The sequence below is a fragment of the Streptomyces sp. NPDC085524 genome (assembly GCF_044541755.1).
Classification (GTDB): Bacteria; Actinomycetota; Actinomycetes; order Streptomycetales; family Streptomycetaceae; genus Streptomyces.
The window spans coordinates 298,627-315,108 of the sequence record NZ_JBITTH010000006.1; the positions used below are offsets into that span (position 1 = coordinate 298,627).

Below are 16,482 nucleotides of genomic sequence, written 5' to 3' on the forward strand. Positions count from 1 at the left end.
GCTGGGTCCGCCGTCCGGGCTCCCCGGACTTTTTCATGGTACCGCCGTACCAACATCATGGTACGGTCGTATCACGAAGAACGGTTCTTCCCGGAGGTGCCCCGTGCCCGAGAACACGACCCGTAAGCCGCGCCGCGACATCGGCCGCTACGTCAGTGACGAGCTACGCGACCGCTACTTCGCCACCTGCGACGCGCTCTTCGCGATGGGGGCGCCCATACGCTCCGAGACGGACGTCGAGACCAGCTTCGGCACCACGCACGTCTACCGGTACGGGCCCACGGACCCGGCGGCCGAGGCCCGTACGCCGATCGTCCTGATCCACGGCTCCGGCGGCTGCTCCGCGCAGTGGTACCCCAACACCCGTGCGCTCAGCGCCGATCGACCGGTCTACGCCCTCGACACCCCGGGCGACCCCGGGCGCAGCGTCCAGCGCGAGCCCATGTGGCAGCCCGAGCGGGCCGCCCAGTGGATGGACGAGGCCCTCGACGCCCTCGACCTGGACCGGGTCCACCTCGTCGGCTCCTCCTACGGGGGCTGGCTGGTCATCAACCAGGTGCACCTGCGGCCCGGACGGCTCGCCTCGGTCACCGCCCTCGACCCCGGCGGGCTGGAGAAGGTGGGCCTGCGCTTCTTCGTCTGGATCTTCGCCAGCCTCTTCGCCACCTTCGCCCCGAAGGCACTGCGCCCGGCCCTCGCCAAGTGGCTGGAGCAGCCGGTGCTCGTCGTCCCGGAGCTGCGCAAGTGGATCCAGGCCGGGGTGCGGGCCTTCCGGATCCGCCGGCCCGCCCCGCTGCCGCTGTCCGACGCCGAACTGGGCTCCATCCGCACGCCGTTCTACCTGATCATGGGCAAGCGCAGCCTGCTGGTGCACCCGAAGCGGCAGCTGGAGCGAGTGCCCCGGCTGATCCCGGGGGCCCGCGCCGAGATCGTCTCCGCCACCGGCCACGGCCCGCAGATCGACCACCCCGACATGGTCAACGCCCGGATGCTGAGCTTCATGGAGGACGTCGACTCCCTCGACCCGGCCTCCGCGGCGGCGTAGCCGGACTCAGGAGCGGCCGGGCGGGGTGAAGCTCCTGCGCAGCAGGTCCAGGAGGACGGCGGCCGCGGGGCCGGAGGGGCCGTCCGTCCGCCAGGCGAGGGCGGCCCGGGCGCGCAGCCGGGGCGCGGTGATCTCCAGCGTCCGCACGCCCAGGGCCCCCGCCGCGTCGGCGGGGAGCGCCGGGACCACCGCCACCCCGAGACCGCGCGCCGCGAGCTGGGCCAGGAACGGCGGAGCGCTCGCCTGGAAGGCGATACGGGGCCGGAACCCCGCCTCCGTGCACGCCCGGTCGAGCATCCCGCGCACGCCCGTACCGCGCGGCAGGGTGATCAGCGGACGGTCGCCGAGCTCGGCCAGTGCGACGGTCGTACGGTCCGGCGGCACGAGGGCGGGGTCGTCCGGGGCGACGGCGGCGACGAGGGGTACGTCGACGACGACGTGGAGGGAGATCCCGGGCGGGGGCTCCTCGTCCGCGAGTCCGATCACGGCGATGTCGAGTTCTCCCCGGTGCAGTGCGGCGAGCATCCGCTCCGAGCTGTCCTCGGCCAGGGCGATCTCCACCCCCGGGTGGTCCCCGTGGAAGCCGGCCAGGACGGCCGCCACGTCGAAGCTGCTGCCCGCCGTGGCCGCGCCCGAGACCAGGCCGAGGGCGACCCGGCCGCGCAGCAGTCCGGTGAACTCGTCCGCGGTCTGCCGTACCGCCCCGACGGCGGCGAGCGCGGCCCGCGCGTACGGCAGTACGGCCTCGCCCACCTCCGTCAGGGTCACCGAGCGGCCGGAGCGGTCGAACAAGGGGTGCCCCAGCTCCCGTTCGAGCTGCCGGACCTGGGCGCTCACCCCCGGCTGCGCCAGGTGCAGACGGGCGGCGGCACGCGTGAAGTTGGCCTCCTCGGCGACCGTGACGAAGTACCGCAGCTGCCGGATGTCCATAACGGATCATGCTAGTTGCGAGACGTGCAAAGTCTTGGACTTCCGGCGGGCCGGCCAAGAGCCTTGGAACCATGGGGAACACGGGGAACACGGACATCAGGACCGCGATCGCGGCCGAGCGCCGCGAGCTCGCGGCCGTACTCGACGGCCTGACGGAAGCGCAGTGGGACGCTCCGAGCCTGTGCGCGGGATGGCGGGTCCGGGAGGTCGCGGCCCACATGTCGATGGGGTTCCGCCAGCCGCTCGCCAGGACGGTGTGGGAACTGGTCCGGGCGCGGGGCAGCCTGCACCGGATGACCGACCGGTGCGCGCGCAGGGACGCGGCCGCGCATTCGACGCGTGAACTCGCCGCGCTGCTCGCGGAGAACGCGGACCACCCCTGGAAGCCGCCGGTCGGCGGGCTCGCGGCGGCCCTCGGCCACGACGTGGTCCACGGCCTGGACATCACCGTCGCGCTGGGCCTCGGCCGCCGGGTTCCCGAGGACCGCGTGCGGATCCTCCTGGACGGCGTCGACGCCAGGAGCCTGCGGTTCTTCGGAGCCGACCTGGACGGCGTCGAACTCCGCGCCACCGACCTGGACTGGTCCTTCGGGACCGGAACGCCCGTGTCCGGCGCCGCACAGGACCTCCTGCTGCTCGCGTTCGGACGGCGGCTCCCGCCGGGACGCCTCCACGGCGCACCGGACGGCCGCTTCCTCGCCGCGCAGGCCTGACGGCGGCCCGCCCATGGAACCCACGGACACGCGCACCCGGCTCCTCCACGGCACCGCCCTCATCGCCTTCGTCCTGCTCGCCGCCCTCGCCCTCCGGCGGCCCGCCGGACCCTCCCGACAGGCCGGACTCTCCCGGAAGGGGGATGCGGGGCTCTGCCTTCGGGCAGAGGCGGGCCGCCGGGGATCCGCCCCGGGGTCCATGCCCTCGCGGATACCGGCGTAGATACTGGTCGGCGTGGTCCGTACCAGCCGTTTCCGACGTCCTCCCGGCCTCGTGCACCTCGTGGTGGAGAGCGCCGCGGTGGCCGGTGCGGGGCTGGGCGTGTACGTCGTACTCGGATACCTGGGGTTCCTTCCGCGTCCCCCGTTCCAGTTCCTGCTGCTCGCCGCGGGGGCCGCGCTCTTCCCGCTGCGCCGCCGCTTCCCGGACGCCGTGCTGCCGGCCCTCGCCACGCTCACCGGCCTGGTGCCCGCCCTCGGGCCGGTGACGGCCGCGACCGCCTACACCGTGGCGCGGCAATCGGAGCGGGCCCGGCGGCGGACGAGGCTGCTCGCGGGCGCCGCCGGGCTCCTCGTGGTGTCGGCTGCTGCGGCCGGGCCGCGGCTCGGGCCGGGGTCCGTGCCGTACGGGCTCGCGCTGGGCCTCGTCCTCGCCGCGACCGCCGTGGTCGTGCCCGGCCTGCTCGGCACGGTCCGGGGGCAGCAGCGGCGCCTGGTGCGGGCCCTGCGCGAGCGCGGGGACGCGGCGGAACGGGCCCGCCTGCTCGCCGACAGCGAGGCCCGCATCCACGAGCGCTCCCGGATCGCCGCCGAGATGCACGACCTGGTCGGCCACCGCCTCAGCCTCATCTCCCTGTACGCGGGCGGCCTGGAGCTGTCCCTGGCGCGCGCCGAGCCCGGGCTGCGCGAGGAGGCCGTCCTCGTACGGCGCACCACCCGGGACGCGATGCGCGAACTGCGCCAGGCGCTCGGCGTACTGGGGCCGCTCGGCCGGGACACCGGCTCCGACGCGCTCACCGACGCCACCGGCACCCGCGCCGACATCGAGACCCTGGTCGCGGAGTCCGGCGACGGGGGCATCGCCGTGGAGCTCGACTGGACGGGGCCCGACCTGGACGCCCGCCCGGCACCGGTCCGCCGGGCCGTGCACCGGGTCGTCCGGGAGGCCCTGACCAACGTGCACCGCTACGCGCCCTCGGCGCACGTCACCGTCACCGTCGCGCACGACGAGGAGACCGTTCGGGTCACCGTCCGCAACGGCGCCCCTCCGCACCCCGCCGCGCCCCCCGCGGAACGCGGCACCGGCCGCGGCCTCACGGGCCTGCGGGAACGGGTCGAACTGCTCGGCGGGACCTTCGAGGCCGCTCCCCTCCCCTCCGGCGGGTTCCGGGTGGAGGCGGCCGTGCCCGGCGAGCCCGGTGACGCCCCCGACCGGAACCCGCCGCAGCTCACCGGCCCGGCGTCGGCCAGTCGGCCCGCCGACGCGTACGACCCGCAGGACGCGCCCGGGCGGCGGACGGCCGAGGTGCTGACGCTCGCCTGCGGACTGCTGACGCTGTGCGTGCTGATGGTCCTCGGGATCGCCTTCGTGTACGCGGCCCACCCGGACGGCCGCCGCCACGGGCCGGCCCCGCTGCCACGGGTCGGCGACTCGTACGCCGACGTGGGCGCGGCGGGGGTGAGCGACAACAAGGCGGTACGCGCTGCGGCCACCGGCCACGAGCCGCCGCGCCCGGCCGGTGCGGCCGGCTGCGTCTACCCGTTCAACGGGGCCACCGAGACCCGCCCCGGCACCCTGACCGTCGCCCGCTACTGCTTCGACGCCTCGCAGCGCCTGATCGCCATCGACCGTTTCGACGTCCCGTCGGTCCGGGACGCCATGCCCTGGGAGACCCCGTGACCGAACCCGCCCGCCCCATCCGCGTCCTGCTCGCCGACGACGAGACGATGATCCGGCACGGTGTCCGCCTGATCCTCCGGCACGCCGAGGACATCGACGTCGTCGCCGAGGCCGCCAACGGGCGGGAGGCCGTCGACCTGGCCGCCGCCCACCGCCCCGACGTGGCGCTGGTCGACATCCGGATGCCGGTCTGCGACGGGCTGAGCGCCATCGCCCCGCTGCTCGCCCTCGATCCCGCGCCGCGGGTGGTGATGCTGACGACCTTCGGCGACGACGAGAACGTCGTACGCGCCCTGCGGGAGGGCGCTGCGGGCTTCCTCCTGAAGGACGAGGGCCCCCAGGAGCTGATCAGTGCCGTACGCGCGGCCGCCGCGGGCGACGCCGTGCTCTCCCCCGGCGTCACCGGGGCGCTGATCGCCCGCATGCTGCGGGGCGGCGACCCCGACTCCGCGGCCGCCGCCCTCGCGGACGAGCGGATCGCCCGGCTCACCACCCGGGAGCGGGAGGTCCTCACGATGCTCGGCGTGGGCCTGTCCAACCAGGACATCGCCGAGCGGCTCGGCATCGGGATCGGCACGGTGAAGACGCACGTCAGGGCCATCCTGGAGAAGACGGGCTCGGCGAGCCGGGTCCAGGCGGCCCTCCTCGCCCACCGCACGGGCCTGGCGCGCTGAGCCCCTTCCGAAAGGAAGAGGCCGCGCGCGCTCCGCTCACCCCGAGGGCACAGCCGGGCGGCTTCACGCACCCCCTCCGGCAGAGCCCGAATGGGGCCTGCAGCACGATGTTTCCGCAGGTGAGGGCCGTGACGATGGACGGCATGTCACAGTCCCCCCAGCACGCACAGCGCCCTCCGCACCCGCAGCACCCTCAGCCCACCCCCTCCCGCCCCGAACCCGCCGCCCGGGCAACGGGCCTGACGAAGGTGTACGGGAAGGGGGACACCCGGGTCACCGCCCTGGACGGGGTCTCTGTCGACTTCCCCAGGGGCCGGTTCACCGCGGTCATGGGCCCTTCCGGATCCGGCAAGTCCACGCTGATGCACTGCCTGGCCGGGCTGGACCAGGCCACCTCCGGTTCGGCGCGCATCGGCGGCACCGAGCTGTCCTCCCTGACGGAACGGCAGCTCACCGCTCTGCGGCGGGACAAGGTGGGCTTCGTCTTCCAGGGCTTCAACCTGCTGCCCACCCTCAGCGCGCTGGAGAACATCACGCTGCCGCTGCGGATCGCGGGGCGCCGGCCCGACGCGCAGTGGCTGGAGGTGGTCGTCGCCACCGTCGGGCTGGCGGGGCGGCTGGACCACCGTCCCGCCGAGCTGTCCGGCGGTCAGCAGCAGCGGGTCGCGGTGGCCCGCGCGCTCGTCTCCCGGCCCGACATCGTCTTCGCCGACGAGCCCACCGGGAACCTCGACTCGCGCTCCGGCGCCGAGATCCTCGGCTTCCTGCGGGACTCCGTACGGGAGTTGGGGCAGACGGTGGTGATGGTCACCCACGATCCGGCGGCCGCCGCGCACGCGGACCGGGTGGTGTTCCTCGCCGACGGCCGGGTCGTGGACGAACTCCACGAGCCGACCTCCGGCGCCGTGCTCGACCGGATGCTCCGCTTCGAGGCCCAGGGCCACACGGGCTGACCTCCGCCCCTTCCACCACCTCCCGCACTACCGGAAGTCCCCCATGCTGCGAACAGCCCTGCGCAACGTGCTCGCGCACAAGGCCCGTCTGGCCATGACCGTCCTGGCGGTCTGTCTCGGTGTCGCGTTCGTCTCCGGCACCCTCGTCTTCGCCGACTCCTCCGCCGCCGCCCACCGGGCAGCCGCGTCGAAGGGCTTCGGGGACGTCTCGGTCACCGTGACCCCCACGTACTCCCCGGCCGGCTCCGCCGACGACCGGCGTACGACCGGACTCGACGACGCCCTCGTGCGGAAACTGACCGACGTGCCGGGTGTCGCCGCCGTCCGCCCCTCGGTCGACGGCTCCGCCACGCTCGCCGCCGCCGACGGAAGCCCGCTGCGGGCAGGGAGGGCCTGGGCGAACCTCGCTGCCGCCTACCTGCCGGGCAAGGACGGCAAGGACGGCCGCCATCCGCTGGCCGAGGGGCGCGCCCCGGCCGCCGAGGACGAGATCGCGGTGGACGGCGGCACCGCCTCCGCCGGGAAGTTCCGCATCGGGGACACCATCGGGCTGGCCACCGACGGCCCGGTGATGAAGAAGCGGCTCGTCGGCATCGTCCGTACCGACGACCCCCGGGTGAACGCGGGCGGCACCCTCGCCCTGTTCGACAGGGCCACCGCGCAGAAGCTGTTCGCCGCCCCGGGGCTCTACACGGGGATCGACCTGGTCGCCGCGGCCGGCACCGGCCAGTCCGAACTCGCCGCCCGGGTCACCGCGGTGCTCCCGCCGGACCGGGCCGAGGCCACCACCGCCGGCGCCCTGGCCGCCCAGCAGACCGTCCTCGTCGACACTCTGACCCGCGGCTACGCCAAGCTGCCGCTGGTCTTCGCCGGGGTCTCGCTCTTCATCGGCTCCTTCCTCATCGTCAACACCTTCACGATGCTGGTGACCCGGCGCACCCGCGAGATCGCGATGCTGCGGGCGATCGGCGCCTCGCGCCGCCAGGTGGCCGCCTCGGTCCTGCTCGAAGCGGCCCTGATCGGCCTCGTCTCCTCGGCCGCCGGTTTCCTCCTCGGCCTCGGCATCGCCTCCGTACTGCCCCGGCTGCTGAGCACCGCGGAGCAGGCGCTGCCCGACGGACCGCTGGTGATCGGCCCCCTGCCGGTCGCCGCCGCGCTCGCCGTCGGGGTGGGCGTCACGGTCCTCGCCGCGTGGCTGCCGTCCCGCCGGGCCGCGGGGATCGCGCCCGTCGAGGCGATGCGCAGCGCCGGGCAGCCGCCGACCGCCGCCCGGTCCCGGATCCGCGGCGCCGTGGGGCTGGTGCTGCTCCTCCTCGGCGCCGGGCTGCTGGTGTCGGTCACCGGCGCGAAGGACGCCTCGGTGGAGAACCTGCAGGACGCAATGGCCGCCTGCGGTGTCCTCGTCGCCGCCCTGATCGTGCTGGCGCCGCTGCTCGCCGGGCCGGTGATCAGGCTGACGGGCCGGCTGACCGGCCGCTTCGGCGTCGTCGGGCACCTCGCGCGGGAGAACGCGCTGCGCGACCCGCGGCGCACCGCGGCCACCGCCGCCACCCTGATGATCAGCACGGCGCTGGTGGCGGGGCTCGCCGTCATCGGGAACTCCACCGGCCGGGCGCTGGACCGGCAGGCCGCCGAGGGCCTCGGCGCCGACTACGTGATCGGCACCGGCAGTCCCACGGCGGGCATCGACCCGGCCGCCGTGCGGCGCGTCGGCGGGACCTCCGGCGTGCGGACCGCCGCGGCCGTCGCGGACTCCACCCTCTTCGCGGGCGGCCACGTCCGGGAGATCTCCGGGGTCGACCCGGCCGGTCTGGACGGCGTCCTGAAGCTCGACTTCACCAGCGGCTCCGCCAAGGACCTCGGGCCGGGCCGGATCGCGGTCTCCGCGACGGTTGCCAAGGAGCACGGGCTGAGCGCCGGCGGGCACCTGAACGCGCGCATGGGCCGCGCGCAGGAGTTCCGGCAGTATGCCGTCGTCGGGGTCTACCGGGACAACCCGGTGGCCCGCGACGTGCTGGGCGCGCGCAGCGAGGTGCAGGAGAACGGCTACCTGCCCGGCTCCGTCCAGCGGGTCCTCGTACGCGTCGGCTCCGGCGCCGTCTCCGAGAAGACCGGGCCCGCGCTGCGGGCGGCCGTGGGCAACAACCCGCTGCTGAAGGTGCAGGACCGGGAGGCCCTCGTCCACGAGGCGGCCGGCAGCCTCGGCGACCTGCTGACCCTGATGTACGGGCTGCTCGCCATCGGCGTCGTGATCAGCGCCCTCGGCATCGTGAACACCCTGGCCGTGTCCGTGGCCGAGCGCACCCGGGAGATCGGGGTGCTGCGCGCGATCGGCATGGACCGTGCCGGGATCCGCCGGATGATCCGGCTGGAGGCCCTGACCGTGGCGGCCTTCGGCACCCTGCTGGGGCTCGTGGCGGGCGTGTCCGGGGCCTGGGCCGTGGGCTCCCTGGCGTCGGGCGCCATGGACCAGTACGCGCTCGCCGTGCCGTGGGGGGCGCTGCTGCTCGTCTGCCTGGCCTCCCTCGGGGTCGGCGCGGCGGCGGCGGTCCTCCCCGCCCGCCGGGCCGCCGCCCTGGGGCCGCTGCGGGCGGTGGCGACGGCTTAGGCCGGCTCTTCCGGATCCTGCCCGACCCGTGAGGGGCCCACCGGCTGCGCCGGCCGGGCCCCCTCAGGTCTGCAGGTAGCTGAAGCCCACCTCGTAGCGTTCGACCGTGATGATCCGCTGGCCCTCGCGGTGGGCGGATTCCGCGCGCAGGCGGGTGGCACGGTCCTCGCTCGCCAGCATGGTCTCCTCGTCCTCCCACAGGGTGAGCGACTTGGCCTTCCCCGAGGCCCGATCGACGAGGTAGTACGCGCCCCGGAAGCCGGGGGCGTCCCGGATCTGCTCGACGATCGCCTGCGAATTCGCCGCCAGATCCCCCTCCGCCGGAAGCGGTGATCCCTGGTAGGTGCTGAGCCTCGCGAACATCTCCGGCAGTCCTTCCTGACCGGGCTGCCCGTCTCGGAACGGCAGCTCCAGGACCAGAGTGCTCTGACGGGCCGCCCGGCGCATGCCGAGCGGACAATGGGTAGCGGGGAACGCTTCCGCGGAGGAGAGGCGGGACGTCGTGGTGCCGTACGTAGCCGTGACCGCCCTGAGCCACACCGGGCTGGTGCGCGATCACAACGAGGACAGCCTGGTCGTCGGGCCGTGGACGCTGTGCGGGACCGTGACCGAGAGCCCCCAGACCTTCCTGTTCCCACTGGGCCGTCCGCTGGTCGTCGCGGTCGCCGACGGGCTCGGCGGGCAGCCGGCCGGCGAGGTGGCCAGCGCCCTCGTCGTCCGCCAGCTCGCCTCGCTCGGCCCCTCCCTGGAGGGCGAGGAGAGCATCGACGACGCGCTGAAGCTGTGCAACGGCATGGTGTACTCCGCCGCCGACGGCCGTCCGGAGCTCACCGCCATGGGCACCACCGTGGCCGGCGCGCTCGTGCTCGGGGAGTCCCTGCTCGCCTTCAACGTCGGCGACAGCCGGGTCTACCACGCGGACAAGGGCGGGCTGCGCCAGGTGAGCGTGGACGACAGCCCGCCGCCGGAACCGGGACGGCGCACCACGTCCCTCGTCACCCAGACCCTCGGCGGCAGCCGCGGGTACAGCTCCGTGACCCCCCACATGGCGGCCTTCGAGCTGACCGGGGACGACCGCTACCTGCTGTGCAGCGACGGGCTGACGGACCCGCTGCCCGACGAGGAGATCGACGGGCTGCTGCGGGTCCACGACGACGGCAAGGCCGCCTTCGAGCTGTGGAAGGCGGCCATCGAGGCCGGGGGGCCCGACAACATCACCGTGGCCCTGGTCCGCATCAACGCGTAGCCCCGGCCGCCGGGCTAGAGCTGGTCCGTGAAGCGTTCCAGTGCCCTTGCACCCATCGGGGCGAGCAGCGGGCGCAGCACCCCGTCGGCGAGGCCGGTGCCGGGCAGCCGCAGACCGCCGAAGAAGCCGAACCGGGTCCCCTCCCCCTCCGGCACGGCGGCCATCCCCCCGATCACGAAGCGGCTCTGCATCAGGCACCAGCCCGGACGCAGGACGACGTCGAAGCGCGCCCGCATGCCGAGCGGGCTGCGGGCCCGGGCCTCGAGGTGCTCGCCTTCGGCGGCGGTCACGGTGAAGGAGCGGATGTCGGTGATCAGCATCGGCATCTGCTTCTCCAGGTCGGAGGCGAGCGCCCAGACCCGGTCGAAGGGGGCGTCGATCAGCTGCTCGGCATGGCCCGTGCCGGGTGTGGTGCGGGCGATCACGCGGAGCCTGCGGACGGGGTCGAGTTCGGCGACCGGCCAGGAGTCCATCAACGTTCCCACGCCTTCCGGAAGTTGCGGCGGGCCCTGAACAGCCGGGTCCGCACGGTGGGTTCGGGCACGCCGAGCAGCGCACTGACGGAACGCTCGTCCAGGCCTTCGAGATCGCGCAGGACCAGTACGGCCCGGTGCGCCGGCGAGAGCCGCTCCAGTACGTCGTGCACGTCGGCGGCGAGTTGCGGATCGTCGCGCGCGGGGACGTCGTCGAGCGGGTCCGGGACGCTGCGCGCCGCCTTGCGGGCGATGCGGACGGCCTCCCGTACGGCGATCACCCGCGCCCACCCGAACAGTGCGGCGGGCTCGCGCAGTTGACCCAGGCTCCGGAAGATCACGATGAGCGCCTCCTGGGTGGCGTCCGGGCCGTCCTGGAGGGCGATCGGGCCGCAGAGCCGGCCGATGTAGGGCGTCAGCAGGTCCAGCAGCGCCGAGGCGGCCATCCGGTCACCGCCCTGGGCGGACCGTACGAGCGCGGCGACCTCGCTCGCGTCCCGCGCGGGACCGGTGGCCGCGGCGGCGCCGTTCCGCATCCCGGTCGGTGAAGTGGGCCTCATCTGCTCCTCCTTGACGGCGTCCCGGGAAGGAAGAGGAGGCAGAGCCGCCGGACATTCCCTGTGACCCGCATCACAGTTCATAGGAAATTCACACACGGATTTTAATTACCGCCGGTCCGGAATTTCCCGGCTGCCGATTTCCGCGTCCTCGACTCCGCCCATGCTAGTGTTCCGACATCCGCAATCGCGGCCGAAAATACTTTCCCTTTATTTCACGAAGGAGAATTCATATGGCATCTGGCACCGTGAAGTGGTTCAACTCGGAAAAGGGCTTCGGCTTCATCGAGCAGGAAGGCGGCGGCGCCGACGTGTTCGCCCACTACTCGAACATCGCCGCGTCCGGCTTCCGCGAGCTTCAGGAAGGCCAGAAGGTCACCTTCGACGTCACGCAGGGCCAGAAGGGCCCGCAGGCGGAGAACATCGTTCCCGCCTGACGCACGCACGACCGCAGGCAGGAACGCAGGAACGGGCCGGCCCGCACTTTTCGGTGCGGGCCCGGCCCGTTCACGCTTCCCGCAGCCCCGAATGCCGCTAGAATGCCTGGGCATGTCGATCCCTGATGAGCTGCTCATCGATCTCGCCGCCATGGTCGAGTCGGAGCAAACCAATCAGATGTCCCTGACCGTCGTGGTCCACGGCGCCGTCATCACCGGCCGGCTCGCCCCCGAACGCGTCTGGCGCCAGCGCGTCGCCGAAGTCCTGCGGGACTCCGAGCAACTGGGCCCGTTCTCCGAGATCTTCAGCGCCCCCGGCGAATCCGACCGCACCGGGTCGCCGCCCACCCACCTCCACTTCCACGTGGCCCGCATCCTCCAGGGCACCCTCGGCATCCCCGAGACCGGCGGGATGTACCGCATCGCCATCGCGGACGTCGGCGTCTGGACCGTGGGGGACTTCCGCTACTCGGACAACTGACCCACCCCCGACACCATCCGAAACGCCGCGTACACGACGGGGGACGTCCTCACGGTGGACGGCGGCCGCCACATCGTCTGCATGCCGGACCGTCCGGAAGGCGGCCGACCCCCGGGCCGTCCCGCGGTGTGGACACAGCCCCGTGTCCACATCCTGGACGACTACTCTCGTTTTATGAACGCAGAAGCCGACGCCCTCTCAGCAGCCAGAGACGCAGTCAAGGACGCCGACCGGAAGCACGTCTTCCACTCCTGGTCGGCGCAGGAACTCATCGACCCGCTCGCCGTGGCCGGGGCCGAGGGTTCCTACTTCTGGGACTACGACGGGAACCGCTACCTCGACTTCTCGAGCGCCCTCGTCTACACCAACATCGGCTACCAGCACCCCAAGGTCACCGCGGCCATCCAGGAGCAGGCGGCCAGGCTGTGCACCGTCGCACCCGGCTTCGCCGTCGACGTGCGCTCAGAGGCGGCCAGGCTGATCGCCGAACGCACCCCGGGCGAGCTGGACCGGATCTTCTTCACCAACGGCGGCGCCGAGGCCGTCGAGAACGCCGTCCGCATGGCCCGCCTGCACACCGGCCGGCCCAAGGTGATGTCCGCGTACCGCTCGTACCACGGCGCCACCTCCACCGCGATCAACCTGACCGGTGACGCCCGCCGCTTCGGCAACGACACCGCCACCGCCGGCGTCGTGCACTTCTGGGGCCCCTTCGCCTACCGCTCGCCCTTCTACGCGGCGGACGAGGCCGAGGAGTGCGAGCGCGCCCTGCGCCACCTCGAGGACACCATCGTCTTCGAGGGACCGCAGTCCATCGCCGCGATCGTCCTGGAGACCGTCGGCGGCGCCCCCGGCGCGCTCGTCCACCCCGACGGCTACCTGGCGGGCGTGCGCGCCCTCTGCGACCGCTACGGCATCCTGCTCGTCCTCGACGAGGTCATGGTCGGCTTCGGCCGCACCGGCACCTGGTTCGCCGCCGACCACTGGGGCGTCGTCCCGGACCTGCTGTGCTTCGCCAAGGGCGTCAACAGCGGCTACGTGCCCCTCGGCGGCGTCGCCCTCTCGCCCGCCGTCGCCGCCACCTTCGCCACCCGCCCCTACCCGGGCGGCCTGACGTACTCCGGGCACGTCCTGGCCTGCGCGGCCGCCGTCGCCACGATCAACGTCATGGCCGAGGAGGGCATCGTCGAGCAGTCCGCCCGCACCGGCGCCGAACTCCTCGGCCCGGGCCTGCGCGCGCTCGCCGAGCGGCACCCCTCGGTCGGCGAGGTCCGCGGGCTCGGCACCTTCTGGGCGCTGGAACTCGTACGGGACCGGGCCACGCGCGAGCCGCTCGTCCCGTACAACGCCGCCGGGGCGGACAACGCGCCGATGGCCGCCTTCGGGGCCGCCTGCAAGAAGGGCGGGCTCTGGCCGCTGATCGCGGGCAACCGCATCCACGTCGCCCCGGCCTGCAACATTTCGGCCGAGGATGTCGCAAAGGGCCTGGAGATCCTCGACGAGGCCCTCTCCGTCGCGGATGCGCACATGGCCTGACCTGCGTGAATGTACGGTCGCCCAAGCCGTGGGTGCCTGTCTTGGACGTTCCGCGCCATTACGAACAACGCGTGAACGTGCTGAAATCCGACACAGAGCACCTACGGACCGGGATGCACGTCAGTCCCGGGGCGGTCCTCCGGACCGAACGGCGGGGAGCGGGCCCTACCGCTGGACGCCGGGCGTACGGGATCCAGTCAGCCGGACTCCGTGTACCCGAAGGAAGACAGCCATGAGCAAGCACGTCCTGGGCCAGAACCAGTACGGCAAGGCCGAGAACCGCATCGTCAAGGTCACCCGCAAGGGCAGCGACGGTTCCTGGGCCGAGATCCGCGACCTCAACGTGTCGGTGGCGCTGCGCGGCGAGTTCCGCGACGTGCACCTGACCGGCGACAACGCCAACTGCCTGCCGACCGACACCACCAAGAACACGGTGTACGCCTTCGGCAAGGAGCACGGCATCGAGTCGCCGGAGGCCTTCGGCATCCTGCTCGCGAAGCACTTCGTCTCCTCCCAGTCCCCGATCCGCGAGGCGCAGATCCGCATCGAGGAGTTCGCCTGGGACCGCATCCCGGTCCCGACCCGCAAGGAGCAGCACTCCTTCGTCCGCAAGGGCCAGGAAGTGCGCACCGCGCAGATCACCTACAGCGAGACCACGGGCCTGCAGGTCATCTCGGGTCTGAAGGACCTGACGGTGATGAACTCGACCAACTCCGAGTTCCACGGCTACATCAAGGACAAGTACACGACGCTGAAGGAAGCGTACGACCGCATCCTGGCGACCAAGGTCACCGCGCGCTGGGCCCACTCGGCGCTCGCCGCGGACGACACCGAGTACGACTGGGACCAGTCGTACAAGAAGGTCCGCCGCAACATGCTGGAAGCCTTCGCCGAGACGTACTCCTACTCGCTGCAGCAGACCCTGAACGCGATGGCCGAGCGCGTGCTCGACAACTGCCCCAAGGTCAACGAGGTTCGCCTCAACCTCCCCAACAAGCACCACTTCCTCGTCGACCTGGAGCCCTTCGGCCTCAAGAACGACAACGAGGTCTACTTCGCGGCGGACCGCCCCTACGGCCTGATCGAGGGCACCATCCACCGCGACGGCGTGCAGCCGGTGATCGCCACGTCCGACTGGATCACCGCGTAGCGCACAGCCCTTCAGCACGGCTCGGTGCGGCTTCCGTACGGAGCCGTACGGAGCCGTACGGCCCCTCAGTTCGGCCCGGACCGCGTCGCGGGGTCCGGGCCGTCCTGCTGCCCGACCAGCAGGTTCCAGCGGCCCGCCCGGCCGGTGAGGCTGGTCACCGACTCCGGGCGCACGTCGAGCCGCCAGAAGGCCGCCGCCGGCAGCTCCAACGCGTACACCACGGCCGCCCTTACGACGGCCTGTTCCACCGTGAACCGGTGCGTGCCCGGGGCGAGGCCGGCCAGCTCCGCCCCGACGCGGGCGATCAGCGCGTCCACCGACTCCCCGCCGGGCGGCGCGTATCCGGGATCCGTCAGCCAGGCGTGCACGCCCGCCGGATCGGCTGCGGCGACCTCGTCCAGGGTCCGCCCCGCCCACTCCCCGGCGTCCAGCCCCCGCAGCCCCTCGTGCCCCTCGTGCCCCTCGCTTCCCGCGTTTTCCGGGTTTGGGAAACGTCCCTGGCGGGCAGCCGCGTCGAGCGGGAATCTCACGAGATGAACTCGTACCAATGGGGGGTTCATAAGGTGAGCGTAAGCGCGGTACGGTCTCGGACGACACAACTGAATGACGACGGTACGACGGAAGCACCGGTGAGAGTCCGGCACGGTCGCGCCACTGTGAATCCTCCCGCAGGGGAGGCGAGTCAGACCCGCCGCCGTCGTCGCGAGCACCACTGACCGGGACGCGTGTTCCCTCTGGAGGTTCCTGACATGGCCAACACCGCCGTGCCCACGACGGCTCCCGCCGTCGCCCCGATTTCGCTCTCCGCGCTCGCCCCCTGGGCGGCCTTCGTCGCCGTCCTCATGCTGGTCCTGCTGTACTTCGTCGGCATCGAGCAGGGCGCCACCGCCGTCTTCCAGGGCGAGAACGTCCACGAGTGGCTGCACGACGGCCGCCACCTGCTCGGCTTCCCCTGCCACTGACCCTCCTGCCCGATCATTCGACCCGGCAAGGGGATCGCCACAGATGAATCCCGTCTCCCCCCGCATCCTGCTGATCCGGGGCATGCTGGCCGGTGCCCTCGCGGGCCTGGCCGCGTTCCTCGTCGCCTACCTCCTCGGCGAGTCCAAGGTCGACGCGGCCATCGCCATCGAGGAGGCCGGCCACCTCGCGGCCGGCCACGACCACGGCGCCGAGGAGGCCCCGGTCAGCCGGGCCCTCCAGGCGACGGCGGGCCTCGGCACCGGCGTGATCCTCTACGGGGTCGCGCTCGGCGGCATCGCCGCGCTCGTCTTCTGCTTCGCCCTGGGCCGCATCGGCCGCTTCGGCCCGCGCTCCACGGCAGCACTGGTCACGGCCGGTCTGTTCGTGACCGTCACCCTGGTCCCGTTCTTCAAGTACCCGGCCAACCCGCCGGCCGTGGGCGACCCCGACACGGCCGCCCGGCGGACCGCCCTGTACCTGATGATGATCGCCCTGAGCGCCCTGCTCGCGGCGGGCATGCTGATCCTCGGCCGGCGGCTCGCGCCGAAGCTCGGCAACTGGAACGCCTCGGTCGTCGCCGGCCTCGGCTTCGTCCTGCTCATCGGAATCTCGTACGCCGTCCTGCCCGGTATCAACGAGGTACCGGTGGACTTCCCGGCCGCCCTGATCTGGGAGTTCCGCCTCGCGTCGCTGGCCATCCAGACCGCGCTGTGGACGACTTTCGGCCTCGCCTTCGGTTTTCTTGCCGAACGCGCTCTTGTGCCGTCCGCCGCACCCAAGGAGGCTTTGCAGCCGACGAGTTGACGCGAAAGCGAT

18 protein-coding genes are annotated in these 16,482 nt (G+C 72.9%); 13 read left to right on the plus strand and 5 right to left on the minus strand.

Annotated features, from left to right (window positions below):
* Positions 1-103: 103 nt before the first annotated feature.
* The gene (locus tag ACIGFK_RS11840; RefSeq protein WP_400051374.1) at positions 104-1,045 is read left to right on the plus strand and encodes an alpha/beta fold hydrolase; all 942 of its coding nucleotides are present in this window, start codon (positions 104-106) and stop codon (positions 1,043-1,045) included.
* A gap of 6 nt (positions 1,046-1,051) precedes the next feature.
* On the opposite strand, the gene ACIGFK_RS11845 is transcribed toward ACIGFK_RS11840, so the two are convergent.
* On the minus strand, positions 1,052-1,975 hold the full coding sequence (locus tag ACIGFK_RS11845) for a LysR family transcriptional regulator (RefSeq protein WP_376659711.1): 924 nt from the start codon (positions 1,973-1,975) through the stop codon (positions 1,052-1,054).
* 71 nt (positions 1,976-2,046) lie between these two features.
* Between ACIGFK_RS11845 and ACIGFK_RS11850 the strand changes: the two genes are divergently transcribed.
* From ACIGFK_RS11850 to ACIGFK_RS11870, 5 genes are all read left to right on the plus strand, one after another.
* Positions 2,047-2,688: a maleylpyruvate isomerase family mycothiol-dependent enzyme gene (locus tag ACIGFK_RS11850; protein ID WP_376659712.1), complete on the plus strand. Its 642-nt coding sequence runs from the start codon at positions 2,047-2,049 to the stop codon at positions 2,686-2,688.
* Positions 2,689-2,923: 235 nt separating this feature from the next.
* Positions 2,924-4,588, plus strand: coding sequence for a sensor histidine kinase (locus ACIGFK_RS11855; protein WP_400051377.1), 1,665 nt, complete (start codon positions 2,924-2,926; stop codon positions 4,586-4,588).
* A complete protein-coding gene (locus ACIGFK_RS11860; RefSeq protein WP_400051379.1) occupies positions 4,585-5,262 on the plus strand; it encodes a response regulator in 678 nt (225 codons plus the stop codon). Before ACIGFK_RS11855 ends, ACIGFK_RS11860 begins: the two co-directional genes overlap by 4 nt.
* 143 nt (positions 5,263-5,405) lie before the next feature.
* On the plus strand, positions 5,406-6,215 hold the full coding sequence (locus ACIGFK_RS11865; protein WP_376659715.1) for an ABC transporter ATP-binding protein: 810 nt from the start codon (positions 5,406-5,408) through the stop codon (positions 6,213-6,215).
* 43 nt (positions 6,216-6,258) lie between these two features.
* On the plus strand, positions 6,259-8,823 hold the full coding sequence (locus tag ACIGFK_RS11870) for an ABC transporter permease (RefSeq protein WP_376659716.1): 2,565 nt from the start codon (positions 6,259-6,261) through the stop codon (positions 8,821-8,823).
* A gap of 63 nt (positions 8,824-8,886) precedes the next feature.
* Here ACIGFK_RS11870 and ACIGFK_RS11875 read toward each other — a convergent pair whose 3' ends face one another.
* Entirely contained in the window at positions 8,887-9,186 is a 300-nt protein-coding gene (locus tag ACIGFK_RS11875) for a hypothetical protein (RefSeq protein ID WP_376659717.1), read from the minus strand.
* Between the two features lie 142 nt (positions 9,187-9,328).
* Here ACIGFK_RS11875 and ACIGFK_RS11880 point away from each other — a divergent pair, with 142 nt between their 5' ends.
* A complete protein-coding gene (locus ACIGFK_RS11880; protein WP_376659721.1) occupies positions 9,329-10,069 on the plus strand; it encodes a PP2C family protein-serine/threonine phosphatase in 741 nt (246 codons plus the stop codon).
* A 14-nt stretch (positions 10,070-10,083) separates the two neighbouring features.
* Here the strand turns inward: ACIGFK_RS11880 and ACIGFK_RS11885 are convergent, their stop codons facing one another.
* A complete protein-coding gene (locus ACIGFK_RS11885) occupies positions 10,084-10,542 on the minus strand; it encodes a hypothetical protein (protein ID WP_376659718.1) in 459 nt (152 codons plus the stop codon).
* Entirely contained in the window at positions 10,542-11,102 is a 561-nt protein-coding gene (locus ACIGFK_RS11890; RefSeq protein WP_400051382.1) for an RNA polymerase sigma factor, read from the minus strand. The genes ACIGFK_RS11885 and ACIGFK_RS11890 overlap by 1 nt, the downstream gene beginning before the upstream one ends.
* Positions 11,103-11,332: 230 nt before the next feature.
* On the opposite strand from ACIGFK_RS11890, the gene ACIGFK_RS11895 reads away from it, so the two are divergent.
* From ACIGFK_RS11895 to pucL, 4 genes are all read left to right on the plus strand, one after another.
* Entirely contained in the window at positions 11,333-11,536 is a 204-nt protein-coding gene (locus ACIGFK_RS11895) for a cold-shock protein (protein ID WP_376659720.1), read from the plus strand.
* A gap of 112 nt (positions 11,537-11,648) precedes the next feature.
* Complete coding sequence (locus ACIGFK_RS11900; protein WP_376660730.1) at positions 11,649-12,017, plus strand: hypothetical protein; 369 nt, start codon at positions 11,649-11,651, stop codon at positions 12,015-12,017.
* Between the two features lie 174 nt (positions 12,018-12,191).
* Positions 12,192-13,553 carry an aspartate aminotransferase family protein gene (locus tag ACIGFK_RS11905; protein WP_400051383.1) on the plus strand — a complete coding sequence of 454 codons (1,362 nt, stop codon included), beginning with the start codon at positions 12,192-12,194 and terminating at the stop codon, positions 13,551-13,553.
* Positions 13,554-13,785: 232 nt separating this feature from the next.
* On the plus strand, positions 13,786-14,703 hold the full coding sequence (pucL, locus tag ACIGFK_RS11910) for a factor-independent urate hydroxylase (RefSeq protein WP_376660728.1): 918 nt from the start codon (positions 13,786-13,788) through the stop codon (positions 14,701-14,703).
* Positions 14,704-14,768: 65 nt separating this feature from the next.
* Here pucL and ACIGFK_RS11915 read toward each other — a convergent pair whose 3' ends face one another.
* On the minus strand, positions 14,769-15,233 hold the full coding sequence (locus tag ACIGFK_RS11915; protein WP_400051385.1) for a histidine phosphatase family protein: 465 nt from the start codon (positions 15,231-15,233) through the stop codon (positions 14,769-14,771).
* A 219-nt stretch (positions 15,234-15,452) separates the two neighbouring features.
* Here ACIGFK_RS11915 and ACIGFK_RS11920 point away from each other — a divergent pair, with 219 nt between their 5' ends.
* Positions 15,453-15,665, plus strand: a complete 213-nt coding sequence (locus ACIGFK_RS11920) for a CbtB-domain containing protein (RefSeq protein ID WP_376660726.1) — start codon at positions 15,453-15,455, stop codon at positions 15,663-15,665.
* Between the two features lie 43 nt (positions 15,666-15,708).
* Complete coding sequence (locus ACIGFK_RS11925; protein WP_376660725.1) at positions 15,709-16,470, plus strand: CbtA family protein; 762 nt, start codon at positions 15,709-15,711, stop codon at positions 16,468-16,470.
* The last annotated feature ends 12 nt before the right edge of the window (positions 16,471-16,482 follow it).

What these genes read in the sequence shown, in the direction of transcription:
- ACIGFK_RS11850 (WP_376659712.1), top strand. Translation starts at nt 2,047, where the DNA reads ATGGGGAACACGGGGAACACGGACATCAGGACCGCGATCGCGGCCGAG.
- ACIGFK_RS11920 (WP_376660726.1), top strand. Translation starts at nt 15,453, where the DNA reads ATGGCCAACACCGCCGTGCCCACGACGGCTCCCGCCGTCGCCCCGATT.
- ACIGFK_RS11865 (WP_376659715.1), top strand. Translation starts at nt 5,406, where the DNA reads ATGTCACAGTCCCCCCAGCACGCACAGCGCCCTCCGCACCCGCAGCAC.
- ACIGFK_RS11895 (WP_376659720.1), top strand. Translation starts at nt 11,333, where the DNA reads ATGGCATCTGGCACCGTGAAGTGGTTCAACTCGGAAAAGGGCTTCGGC.
- ACIGFK_RS11890 (WP_400051382.1), bottom strand. Translation starts at nt 11,102, where the DNA reads ATGAGGCCCACTTCACCGACCGGGATGCGGAACGGCGCCGCCGCGGCC.
- ACIGFK_RS11875 (WP_376659717.1), bottom strand. Translation starts at nt 9,186, where the DNA reads ATGTTCGCGAGGCTCAGCACCTACCAGGGATCACCGCTTCCGGCGGAG.
- ACIGFK_RS11900 (WP_376660730.1), top strand. Translation starts at nt 11,649, where the DNA reads ATGTCGATCCCTGATGAGCTGCTCATCGATCTCGCCGCCATGGTCGAG.
- ACIGFK_RS11905 (WP_400051383.1), top strand. Translation starts at nt 12,192, where the DNA reads ATGAACGCAGAAGCCGACGCCCTCTCAGCAGCCAGAGACGCAGTCAAG.
- ACIGFK_RS11885 (WP_376659718.1), bottom strand. Translation starts at nt 10,542, where the DNA reads ATGGACTCCTGGCCGGTCGCCGAACTCGACCCCGTCCGCAGGCTCCGC.
- ACIGFK_RS11925 (WP_376660725.1), top strand. Translation starts at nt 15,709, where the DNA reads ATGAATCCCGTCTCCCCCCGCATCCTGCTGATCCGGGGCATGCTGGCC.
- ACIGFK_RS11870 (WP_376659716.1), top strand. Translation starts at nt 6,259, where the DNA reads ATGCTGCGAACAGCCCTGCGCAACGTGCTCGCGCACAAGGCCCGTCTG.
- ACIGFK_RS11845 (WP_376659711.1), bottom strand. Translation starts at nt 1,975, where the DNA reads ATGGACATCCGGCAGCTGCGGTACTTCGTCACGGTCGCCGAGGAGGCC.
- pucL (WP_376660728.1), top strand. Translation starts at nt 13,786, where the DNA reads ATGAGCAAGCACGTCCTGGGCCAGAACCAGTACGGCAAGGCCGAGAAC.